10 protein-coding genes are annotated in these 11,269 nt (G+C 70.7%); 7 read left to right on the plus strand and 3 right to left on the minus strand.

Annotated elements, in window-relative coordinates; all coding sequences use genetic code 11:
* The first annotated feature begins 325 nt into the window (after positions 1–325).
* Entirely contained in the window at positions 326–805 is a 480-nt protein-coding gene (gene greA / locus ACFQ4O_RS11000) for a transcription elongation factor GreA (RefSeq protein ID WP_378775740.1), read from the plus strand.
* 7 nt (positions 806–812) lie between these two features.
* Here the strand turns inward: greA and dapE are convergent, their stop codons facing one another.
* The gene (dapE, locus tag ACFQ4O_RS11005; RefSeq protein ID WP_378775741.1) at positions 813–1,958 is read right to left on the minus strand and encodes a succinyl-diaminopimelate desuccinylase; all 1,146 of its coding nucleotides are present in this window, start codon (positions 1,956–1,958) and stop codon (positions 813–815) included.
* Positions 1,959–2,112: 154 nt separating this feature from the next.
* Positions 2,113–2,955 (minus strand): 2,3,4,5-tetrahydropyridine-2,6-dicarboxylate N-succinyltransferase, encoded by an 843-nt coding sequence (gene dapD, locus ACFQ4O_RS11010; RefSeq protein WP_378775742.1) that lies wholly within the window; start codon positions 2,953–2,955, stop codon positions 2,113–2,115.
* A gap of 205 nt (positions 2,956–3,160) precedes the next feature.
* On the opposite strand from dapD, the gene sucC reads away from it, so the two are divergent.
* From sucC to lptE, 6 genes are all read left to right on the plus strand, one after another.
* Positions 3,161–4,333 (plus strand): ADP-forming succinate--CoA ligase subunit beta, encoded by a 1,173-nt coding sequence (gene sucC, locus ACFQ4O_RS11015; RefSeq protein ID WP_378775743.1) that lies wholly within the window; start codon positions 3,161–3,163, stop codon positions 4,331–4,333.
* 3 nt (positions 4,334–4,336) lie between these two features.
* Positions 4,337–5,218: a succinate--CoA ligase subunit alpha gene (sucD, locus tag ACFQ4O_RS11020; protein WP_378775744.1), complete on the plus strand. Its 882-nt coding sequence runs from the start codon at positions 4,337–4,339 to the stop codon at positions 5,216–5,218.
* 153 nt (positions 5,219–5,371) lie between these two features.
* A complete protein-coding gene (locus tag ACFQ4O_RS11025; protein ID WP_378775745.1) occupies positions 5,372–6,403 on the plus strand; it encodes a 2-dehydropantoate 2-reductase in 1,032 nt (343 codons plus the stop codon).
* The gene (locus ACFQ4O_RS11030; protein ID WP_378775746.1) at positions 6,396–7,184 is read left to right on the plus strand and encodes a fumarylacetoacetate hydrolase family protein; all 789 of its coding nucleotides are present in this window, start codon (positions 6,396–6,398) and stop codon (positions 7,182–7,184) included. The genes ACFQ4O_RS11025 and ACFQ4O_RS11030 overlap by 8 nt, the downstream gene beginning before the upstream one ends.
* Positions 7,185–7,387: 203 nt before the next feature.
* The gene (gene leuS / locus ACFQ4O_RS11035; protein ID WP_378775747.1) at positions 7,388–10,000 is read left to right on the plus strand and encodes a leucine--tRNA ligase; all 2,613 of its coding nucleotides are present in this window, start codon (positions 7,388–7,390) and stop codon (positions 9,998–10,000) included.
* Positions 9,987–10,544, plus strand: coding sequence for an LPS assembly lipoprotein LptE (gene lptE / locus ACFQ4O_RS11040; RefSeq protein ID WP_378775748.1), 558 nt, complete (start codon positions 9,987–9,989; stop codon positions 10,542–10,544). Before leuS ends, lptE begins: the two co-directional genes overlap by 14 nt.
* 27 nt (positions 10,545–10,571) lie before the next feature.
* On the opposite strand, the gene ACFQ4O_RS11045 is transcribed toward lptE, so the two are convergent.
* A complete protein-coding gene (locus ACFQ4O_RS11045) occupies positions 10,572–10,850 on the minus strand; it encodes a hypothetical protein (protein ID WP_378775749.1) in 279 nt (92 codons plus the stop codon).
* Between the last annotated feature and the right edge of the window lie 419 nt (positions 10,851–11,269).

Genomic DNA, 11,269 nt, shown 5'->3' on the forward strand with positions numbered 1-11,269 from the left:
CCCGTCGGCGCGGACGCGCTCCTCCTGTTCGGTCGCGCGCCACAGCGCGTCGCGCAGCCGCTCCATCTCGTCCTCATGGGCGCGGGCGCGCCGGAGCAGCGCGCCGATGACGGCGACGGCCGCGACGAGGCCGACGCTTGCGAGGATGGCGATGAGGGGCACGTCGCGACTCTCCCGACCGGCGCCCGGCATGGGCGCGCCGGGCCAGCATGGCGGCCGCCGCGTTGAGGAAGCGTTAGCCTTGGCGCGCGACGTTCCGGATCGCCCGCGAACATGCGATCCTCGGTCCTTCCGTCACCTCCCCGAAAGCCAAGACACCAGCATCATGAGCGTCGCCTTCACCCGCGAGCAGGACATCGAAGCCACCGCCGCGGATCTGCCCGACCGTCCGATCTCCCCCCATCCCAATCTGGTGACGAAGGAGGGGCTCGCGGCGCTGGACGAGGCGCTCACGGCCGCGCGCGCGGCCTATGCGGCGGCGCAGGCCTCCGGAGACATCCAGACCGACCGCACCGCCATGGCCCGCGCCACCCGCGACCTGCGCTATTACGCGGCCCGGCGCGCCACCGCCGAACTGGTGGAGCCGGCGCAGGACCCGGAGGTGACGTCCTTCGGCTCCACCGTGACCTTCGACCGGGAGGACGGCCGCCGCCAGACCTTCCGCATCGTGGGCGAGGACGAGGCCGATCCGGCGAAGGGGTCGGTGTCCTACGTGTCGCCGCTCGCCCGCGCGCTGATCGGCAAGCGGGCCGGCGACGCGGCGACGGTGGCCGGCGGCGAGGTGGAGATCGTCCGCGTCGGGTGAGGCGGCGTCAGCCGCCGCAGGCGGCGACCAGCGCGCGCTCGTAGATGCGGGTCAGGGTCTCCAGATCGGCGACGGCGACCCGCTCGTCCACCTGGTGCATGGTCTGGCCGACCAGCCCGAACTCCACCACCGGGCAGTAGGACTTGATGAAGCGCGCGTCCGAGGTGCCGCCGCCGGTGGTCAGCGCCGGCCGGCGCCCGGTTTCCGCCTCCACCGCGTCCGAGATGAGATCCACGAAGGCGCCCGGCGCGGTGAGGAAGGCCTCGCCCGGCCGGGGCTGGAAATCGATCGCGAAGGCGTCCGCGCCGAGGGCGCGGGCGAGCCGCTCCGTCAGCAGGCTCTTCAGGCTGTCCGGCGTGTGCCGGTCGTTGAAGCGCACGTTGAAGCGCAGGCTCGCCTCGGCCGGGATGACGTTGAAGGCCGGGTTGCCGGTGTCGACGCTCACCACCTCGAGATTGGACGGCTGGAAATGGTCCGTGCCCGCGTCCAAGGGCTCGCCCGTCAGCGCCGCGAGCGCGGGTCCGAGGCGGCGCAGCGGGTTGTCGGCGAGGTGGGGATAGGCGACGTGGCCCTGCACGCCCCTCAGCGTCACCACCGCGGACAGGCTGCCCCGGCGGCCGATCTTGGCCACGTCGCCGAGCGCGTCCGGATTGGTGGGCTCGCCCAGAAGGCAGGCGGAGAAGCGCTCGCCCCGGGCCTCCGCCCATTCCAGCAGCTTGTCGGTGCCGTTGATGGAGGGGCCTTCCTCGTCGCCGGTGATCAGGAAGGCGACCGGCGCGGCGTCCGGGCGCCGGGCGGCGGCCGCCACCATGCAGGCGATGGCGCCCTTCATGTCCACGGCGCCCCGGCCGTAGAGCTCGCCGTCGACGATCGCGCCGGAGAACGGCCCCTCACGCCAGCGCCCCGCGTCGCCCGGCGGCACCACGTCGGTGTGGCCGGCGAAGACGAAGGCCGCGCCCTCCCCGCGCCGGGCGTAAAGATTGGCGACGTCCGGCGTGCCGGGCTCCGAGAAGGTCGGCCGCGCGACCGTGAAGCCCAGCGGCGCCAGCAGGCCCTCCAGCAGCGTCTGCGCCCCGCCCTCCTCCGGCGTCACGCTCTCGCAGCGGATCAGCGCCTGCGCGACGGCGACGGGGTCCTTGGGGTTGATGGTCATCGCGCTGTCTCCCGGGAAGCGCCCCCTCACCCGCCATCGCTTCGCGATGTCGACCTCTCCCCGCTGGGGAGAGGTGAAGAACGGCGCCGCATCTTAACCTCTCCCCGGCGGGGAGAGGTCGGCCCGCAGGGCCGGGTGAGGGGGCCCTCGGGCCTCAGTCCCTCAGCAGCTCGTTGATGGCGGTCTTGGCGCGGGTCTGGGCGTCGACGCGCTTCACGATCACGGCGCAGTAGAGCGACGGGCCCGGCGTTCCGTCCGGCAGCGGCTTGCCCGGCAGGGAGCCCGGCACCACGACGGAGTATTCAGGCACCTCTCCCACGAACACCTCGCCGGTGGCGCGGTCGATGATCTTGGTGGTGGCGGAGATGAACACGCCCATGGAGAGCACCGCGCCCTTGCGCACGATCACGCCTTCCACGACCTCGGAGCGCGCGCCGATGAAGCAGTCGTCCTCGATGATGACCGGGCCGGCCTGCAGCGGCTCCAGCACGCCGCCGATGCCGACGCCGCCGGACAGGTGCACGTTCTTGCCGATCTGGGCGCAGGAGCCGACCGTCACCCAGGTGTCGACCATGGTGCCGGTGTCCACATAGGCGCCGAGGTTCACGAAGGACGGCATCAGCACCACGCCCGGCGCCACATAGGCGGAGCGGCGCACGATCGAGCCCGGCACGGCGCGGAAGCCGGCGGCCTTGAACTGCTCGTCGCCCCAGGCGTCGAACTTGGAGGGCACCTTGTCCCACCACGACGCGCCGTCGGGGCCGCCGGAGATGCGCGCCATGTCGTTCAGTCGGAACGACAGCAGCACCGCCTTCTTCACCCACTGGTGCACGGTCCAGCGGCCGTCCTCGGGCGTCGCCACCCGGAGGGCGCCGGCGTCGAGCGCGGACAGCGCCTGATCCACCGCCTCGCGCACCCGGCCGGTGGTGGAGACGCCGATCTCGGCGCGCTTCTCCCAGGCGTCCTCGATGACGGCGGCGATGTCGGCGTGGGTCATGGCGTGGGGCTCCGGAAGACGTCGTCCTGTAAGGTCGCGGGGACGTTTGGGGCGCGGCGTCCGCCGTGTCAATCGAAGGCTGCCGCGGGCGCGCGCACGGCCTTCCGTGCATCTTTGTGCCAATAGCGAAGTGGTGGCATCGCTTATACCAATGCGGCATGACAGGAGCGGGCCGCCTGAGGGAAACGTCGAAAGGGTCTCGGGCATGAGACTGCATGAATTTCAGGCGAAACGGCTGCTGGCGGACTACGGTCTGACCGCGCCGCGCGGCGCCGTGGCGATGACGCCGGCCGAGGCCGAGAGCGTGGCGCGGGACCTCGGCATGTCGCCGCTGGCGGTCAAGGCCCAGATTCTCGCCGGCGCCCGGGGCGCGGCCGGGGGCGTGCGCATGGCGCACGGGCCCTCCATGGTGCGTTCCGCCGCCGAGGCCCTGCTCGGCCAGAAGCTCGCCACCGCCCAGACCGACGGCCGCGGCCTCACCGTGCGCCGCGTCTATGTGGAGGAAGGGGTGCGGGCCGAGCGCACGCTCTATCTGGCGCTGCTGATCGATCCGACGCTGAACGCCCTCACCCTGCTGGCCGCCTCCCCCGGCGGCGAGGACATCGAGGAGCGCGAGCGGGCCGGAACGCTGGCGCGGGAGCGGCTGACGCTGCCGGTCACGACCGAGCCGGACGAGGCGGAGATCGTGGCGCTGCTCGGCCGCGTGGGGCTGGAGGGCGAGGCCGCCCGCAAGGTCGCCGCGCTGGCGCAGGGCCTGCGCCGCGCCTTCATCGAGCTCGACGCCAGCCTGATCGAGATCAATCCGCTCGCCGTGACCGCCGAAGGCGACGTGCTCGCGCTCGACGTCAAGATGACGCTGGACGACAACGCCCTGTTCCGGCACGGCGACCTCGCCTCCCTGCGCGACGAGGACGAGAGCGACCGGGAGCGGCTGTCCGCCCACCGGGACCAGCTCAACTTCGTCCAGCTCGACGGCGACATCGGCCTGGTGTCGAACGGCGCGGGGCTCGGTCTCGCGACCCTCGACATGGTGACGGCCGCCGGCGGCCGGCCTGCCAATTTCATGGACATCCGCACCACCGCCACCAGCCTCGACATCGCCCACGGCTTCGCGCTGCTGCTGGACAATCCGAAGATCCGCACGCTGCTGGTGAACGTCCACGGCGGCGGCATGCAGTCCTGCGACACCATCGCGGAGGGGCTCGGCGTCGCGCTCCGGCGCTCGGGCCGCAAGCTGCCGGTGGTGGCGCGTCTCGCGGGCCTGAACGCGGAGTTCGCCCGCTCCCGCTTCGCCAATTTCGGCTGCGCGGTGATGGAGGAGCCCGACATGGGCTCCGCCGCGCGCCGGGCGGTCGCCGTCGCGGCCGGGAGGGCCTGAGCCATGGCGATCCTGCTGAACGCGGACACGCGCATCGTCGTCCAGGGCATGACCGGCTGGGCCGGCACCCACCACACCACCCAGATGATGGAGTACGGCTCCCGCGTGGTCGCCGGCGTGCGTCCGGGCAAGGGCGGCCGCTCCCATCTGAACCTGCCGGTGTTCGACAACGTCCGGGGGGCGAAGGACGCCACCGGCGCGGACGCCAGCATCGTGTTCGTGCCGCCGGCCTCCGCCGCCGCCGCCATGCTGGAGGCGATCGAGGCCGAGATTCCGCTGGTCGTCACCGTGACCGAGCGGGTGCCGGCGCTCGACATGCTGCGGGTGCGGGAGGCGCTGAAGGGCTCGCGCACCACGCTCGTCGGCGCCAACAGCCAGGGCGTGCTGGCGCCGGGCCTGTCGAAGCTCGGGGTGATGGCGACGGGAAGCGAGCGTCCGGGCGTGGTCGGCGTCGCGTCGCGCTCCGCCTCGCTCACCTCCGAGGTGGTGGCCCAGATCACCGCGGCGGGGCTCGGACAATCCACCACGGTTGGCGTGGGCGGCGATCCGGTGCATGGACTGTCCATGCGCGAATGTCTGGAGCTGTTTCTGGCGGACCCCGACACGCGCGGCGTGGTGCTGATCGGCGAGATCGGCGGGGCGGAGGAGCAGGAGGTCGCGGAGTTCGTGACCGGCGCCAAGCCCTCGAAGCCGATCGTGGCGCTGATCGTGGGCGCCCACGCGCCCGCCGAGCGCCGCATGGGCCACGCGGGCGCGCTGGCGCTGAACGGTGCCGCGGCCGCCGCCGCCAAGACGCGGGCGCTGGAGAAGGCCGGGGTGCGCGTCGCTCCGAGCGCCGATCTGGTCGGCCGGACGATCGCGGACGCGCTGGCCCGGGCGCACTGACTTTTCAGGCGTTCCGGCGGCCGCCGGAACGCGCGAGGAACATCTGCCGAAGGCCGGCGCGGACCAGCGCCGGCCTTCGTTTCGATCCGAAAGCGCAGCCGTCGGCCCGCCGACAGCCGCGCCCCGAAACGTGAAGGAAAGGGGACTGAGGCGATGAAGATCTGCATCTACGGGGCCGGCGCGATCGGCGGCTATCTGGCCGTCATGCTGAAACGCTCGGGCGTGGACGTGTCCCTGATCGCGCGCGGTCCCCACCTCGAGGCGATCAAGCAGCGCGGCCTCACGCTGCTGATCGACGGTCAGGAGCTGCACGCGGAGATGCCGGCGACCAAGCACGCCGCCGAGCTCGGGCCCCAGGACTACGTGATCAACGGCCTCAAGGCGCATCAGGCGTGGGAGTCCGCCGAGGACATGGCCCCGCTGCTCGGCGACCACACCGCGGTCGTCACCATGCAGAACGGCGTGCCGTGGTGGTACTTCCACGGCCTCGAGGGCGAGCACGCCGACCTGCGCCTTCAGAGCGTCGATCCGGGCGACCGCCAGTGGAAGGCGATCGGCCCCGAGCGCGTCATCGGCGGCACGGTCTATCCGGCCACCGAGATCACCGAGCCGGGCGTCATCAAGCACATCTACGGCGACACCTTCGGCCTGGGCGAGCCCAACCGCCAGAAGACCGAGCGCCTGACCAAGCTCGCGGACGCCATCAACGCGTCCGGCCTCAAGGCCCGCGTCTATGACGACATCCGCGACGACATCTGGCTGAAGCTCTGGGGCAATCTCTGCTTCAACCCGATCTCGGCCATCACCCGCGCCACCCTCGACATCGTGGCGACCGATCCGGCCACCCGCCCGCTCGCCAAGAAGATGATGCTGGAGGCCCAGCAGATCGGAGAGACCTTCGGCGCCACCTTCAAGGTGGACGTGGAGCGCCGCATCAACGGCGCCGCCCGCGTCGGCGCGCACCGCACTTCGATGCTGCAGGACGTGGAGGCCGGCAAGGCGATCGAGCTCGACGCCCTGCTGACCGCCGTGCAGGAGATGGGCCGCCTCGCCAAGGTGGAGACGCCCTTCATCGACACCGTGCTCGGCCTGACCCAGCAGATGGGCCGCTCGCTCGGCGTCTACCCGACCTTCCCCGAAGCCGTGGTCGAGACCCAGCCGGAGCCGAAGGTCGCCAATGGCTGACGCGCCCAAGGAACTCTGGGTCCGCTTCACCCGCGACGGGACGGTCGGTTTCGGCCGTCTCGAGGGCGACGCGATCGCGGTCCATTCGGGCGACATGTTCGACCGTCCGCAGCCGACCGGCGAGACCCTCCCCCTCGCCGGGACCGAGCTGCTGGCGCCGACCGCGCCGTCCAAGATCATAGCGCTCTGGAAGAACCTGAAGGGTCTCGCCGAGAAGCTGAAGCAGACCCCGCCGGAGGAGCCGCTCTACCTGCTCAAGGCGCCGTCCTCCGTGGTCGGCCCCGACGCGGTGGTGACGCGGCCGAAGTCCTACGCCGGGCGCGTCGCCTTCGAGGGCGAGCTCGGCATCGTCATCGGCAAGCGGCTGAAGGACGCGAGCGTCGAGGAGGCCGAGGCCGGCATCTTCGGCTACACCTGCGTCAACGACATCACCGCGGGCGAGCTGATCGACAAGGATCCGTCCTTCGCCCAGTGGGCGCGCTCGAAGAGCTTCGACGGCTTCGGCGCCTTCGGGCCGGCGGTCGCCACCGGGCTCGACCCGGCGACGCTCACCATCCGCACGGTGCTGAACGGCTCCGAGCGCCAGAACTACCCGGTGAGCGACATGTTCTTCCTGCCGGCGGATCTGGTCTCGCGCCTGTCCCACGACATGACGCTGGAGCCGGGCGACCTGATCGCCTGCGGCACCTCCACCGGCGTCGGCGCCATGAAGGACCCGGAGAACGTCGTCGAGGTCATCATCGACGGCGTGGGCGTGCTGAAGAACACCTTCCTCGCCTGACGCGCTCACGCGCCACGTCATGCCCGAGCCACGCTCGGGCATGACGGCCGGCCGGACGTCGTCGACATCCGCGTCATGACCCGAAGCCGAACACCCCGCTTCGGTTGACCCCCCGCGCGGTTCGGGCGAATGTCCGCGCGCGTCGCGCGGCCCGTTCGGGCCCGCGCCCTGTCCTTACCCTTCTTTCTGGCGTGCACATCTCCATGACGACCGAGCGCTACGACGCGCGAGAGGCCGAGCCTCGCTGGCAGCGGATCTGGGACGAGCGCAAGCTGTTCCGCACCGAGGCGGACGACCCGCGTCCGAACTACTACGTGCTCGAGATGTTCCCCTATCCGTCGGGGCGCATCCACATGGGCCATGTGCGCAACTACGCCATGGGCGACGTGGTGGCGCGGCACAAGCGCGCCAAGGGCTTCGCGGTGATGCACCCCATGGGCTGGGACGCCTTCGGCCTGCCCGCCGAGAACGCCGCGATCGAGAAGAAGATCCACCCCAAAGCCTGGACCTACGACAACATCGCCGCCATGCGGACCCAGCTGAAGTCCATCGGCCTGTCGCTGGACTGGAGCCGGGAGATCGCCACCTGCGATCCCGAATACTACGCCCAGCAGCAGAAGCTGTTCCTGGACTTCCTGAAGGCGGGCCTCGCCTACCGCCGCAAGTCCAAGGTGAACTGGGACCCGGTGGACAACACCGTGCTCGCCAACGAGCAGGTGGTGGACGGCCGCGGCTGGCGCTCGGGCGCGCTGGTGGAGCAGCGCGAGCTGACCCAGTGGTTCCTCAAGATCACCGACTTCTCCGAGGACCTGCTGAACGCCCTCGACGGCCTGACCCGCTGGCCGGAGAAGGTGCGGGTGATGCAGAAGAACTGGATCGGCCGCTCGGAAGGGCTGCTGGCGCGGTTCGCGCTGAACGACGGCGCGCCGGCGTCCGAGGTCGAGGTCTACACCACCCGGCCGGACACGCTGTTCGGCGCGAGCTTCGTGGCGATCTCCGCCGACCATCCGCTCGCCCGCGCCAGGGCTGAGACCGACCCGGCGCTCGCCGCCTTCATCGAGGAGTGCCGTCGCGCCGGCACCAGCCTCGCCGCGCTCGAGACCGCCGAGAAGAAGGGCTACGACACCGGCCTGAAGGCCCGCCACCCGTTCGATCCCGCCTGGGAGCTGCCGGTCTATGTGGCGAACTTCGTGCTGCTGGACTACGGCACCGGCGCGATCTTCGGCTGCCCGGCCCACGACCAGCGCGACCTGGACTTCGCCCGCAAGTACGATCTGGCCGTGACGCCGGTGGTGGCGCCCGCGGACGCGGACCCGGCCGCCTTCACGGTCGGGACCGTCGCCTATGACGGCGACGGCGTGATGATCAACTCCCGCTTCCTCGACGGCCTGAGCCCGGCGGAGGCGTTCCAGGAGGTGGCGACGCGCCTCGAGGCGACCGAGCTTCATGGCCGCCCGGTCGGCCAGCGCAAGGTGAACTGGCGTCTGCGCGACTGGGGCCTGTCCCGCCAGCGCTACTGGGGCTGCCCGATCCCGATCGTCCATTGCGACGCCTGCGGCGTAGTCCCCGTGCCGGACGACCAGCTGCCCGTGCGCCTGCCGGACGACGTGAGCTTCGACCAGCCGGGCAATCCGCTCGACCGTCACACGGCCTGGCGCGACGTGCCCTGCCCCGCCTGCGGCGCCCCGGCGCGGCGCGAGACCGACACCATGGACACCTTCGTGGACTCGTCCTGGTACTACGCCCGCTTCATCGACCCGCAGGCCAACACGCCGACCGTGAAGGCCCGGGCCGACCGCTGGCTGCCGGTGGACCAGTACATCGGCGGCATCGAGCACGCGATCCTGCACCTGCTCTACGCCCGCTTCTTCACCCGCGCCATGAAGGCCACGGGCCATGTGAGCGTGGACGAGCCCTTCGCCGGCCTGTTCACGCAAGGCATGGTGGTGCACGAGACCTACAAGGACGCCGACGGCCGCTGGGTCGCGCCGGCGGAGATCGCGATCGCCGGCGAGGGCGGGACGCGCGCCGCGACGCGGCTGAGCGACGGCGCGCCGGTCACCATCGGCCCGATCGAAAAGATGTCGAAGTCCAAGAAGAACGTCGTCGATCCCGACGACATCCTGGGCTCCTACGGCGCCGACACCGCCCGCTGGTTCATGCTGTCCGACAGCCCGCCCGAGCGCGACGTGATCTGGACCGAGGCCGGCGTCGAGGGCGCGGGCCGCTTCGTGCAGCGCGTGTGGCGCCTGGTGAACGAGGCCGCCGCCCGTGGCGCGCCGGCGGGAGCCGTGAGCCCCGACGCCTTCGGTCCCGCGGCGGAGGCCCTGCGCCGCGCCGCCCACGGCGCGCTCGCCCGGGTGGACGAGGACATCGAGAAGCTGCGCTTCAACCGCTGCGTCGCCGCGGCCTACGAGCTCGCCAACGCGCTCGGTTCGGCGCTGGCCGCGGAGGCCGCGCCCGCGCCGGACATGGCCTTCGCCCTGCGCGAGGCGGCGGAGATCCTGACGCAGATCATCGCGCCCTTCATGCCGCATCTGGCGGAGGAGTCGTGGTCCGCGCTCGGTCATGCCATTCTGGTCGCCGAGACGCCGTGGCCCAAGGCCGACCCCGCGCTGCTCGCCTCCGACGTCGTGACCCTGCCGGTGCAGGTGAACGGCAAGAAGCGGGACGAGATCACCGTGGCGCGGGACGCCGACGCCAAGGCGATCGAAGCCGTCGTGCGCGAGCTCGACGTCATCCGGAAGGCGATCGGCGACAAGCCGATCCGCAAGATCATCGTGGTGCCGCAGAGGATCGTGAATGTCGTCGTCTGATGCGCAGTTCCGGCCCGCGCGCCGTGTCCTTGTCCGGTTCGGCCTCGCGGCCGGGCTTTCGCTCGCGCTGGCGGGCTGCTTCCGCCCGGCCTATGGCGACCTCGGCTCGCCGTCCCACGGCGGCGGGGGCGGTCCGGTCGCGGCCAATCTGGCCTCGGTCGAGATCAAGCCCATCGAGGGCCGGATCGGCGGCAAGCTGCGCAACGAGCTGATCTTCCTGCTCCGGGGCGGCGGCGCGCTGCAGGGGCCGTCCTACCGGCTCGACATGGGCGTGGTGCAGCGCGGCCAGTCGCCGATCGTCGACCCCTACACTGGCCAGCCCGAGACCCGCACGGTGTCGCTGCTGGTGAACTACGAGCTGAAGCCCTACGGCAAGCTGGACACGATCCTGACCGGTCAGGAGTTCGCGACCGTGTCCTACGCCTTCACGCTGCAGCGCTTCGCCAACATCCGCGCCCAGCGCGACGCCGAAGACCGCGCCGCGACCCAGATCGCCGAAAAGATCCGCACCCGCCTGCAGGCCCATTTCGCCACCGGCGGGTGAGCGACGACGTCATAGGAACGTGAGCGTTCAGCATTGCGCGGCAGATGGACGCTCACCTCCAATCTCCTGAACGGGTTCCTTGTCGCCTCTGCGATCGTTGCTGCTGTCCTTTACATCGGTGAGACGTCGGTCTGCCGTTCGGCCTCCTGCATGAGGCAGCAGTACGAAGTCGGAGAGAAGCTGTGTTATTTTACGGATAATTCCTTGTATCTTGTTGGAGCCCAAAATGGCTGGGTAGCCATGACCTATTTTCGCCTCCGAAACGGATTTTTCCCCGAGCAGCAGACCGTCGTCAGAAACGAGCATAGAAAAGTCCTCGCTATAATGGATGAGGGCGACTTATTCCCGTTCAAGAAGGATGTGTCTTTTTTAAGCGACGGATGCTTCACCGTCAAATGAAGAAGAATTATTTTGATATATAAATCATCATATTATTGATCACTTTCCCTCGCGCCTTCGGGTTAAGGGCTGTTTTAGGCGGCGCCTTCCGACTTTGTTTACCCTGTTCGCCGATCCTCGCGCCTGAGCCGGCCCATGCCGGCCTGACGCGAGGAGACCGGCCTTGTCCGACCGCAGCCTCTTTCTGGCCCTGACCTTCGCCGCCGCCTGCGCGGCCGGCGTCGCGTCCGCCCAGACGGCGGAGGCCGAGCCCCACGACGCCAGCGGCGCGCTGCTGGGCGCGCCCGAGACCACCGGCAGCGTCGATCCGGCGCCCGCGGGCGTCG

It is taken from the genome of Methylopila musalis (assembly GCF_042679725.1).
Lineage (GTDB): Bacteria > Pseudomonadota > Alphaproteobacteria > Rhizobiales > Methylopilaceae > Methylopila > Methylopila musalis.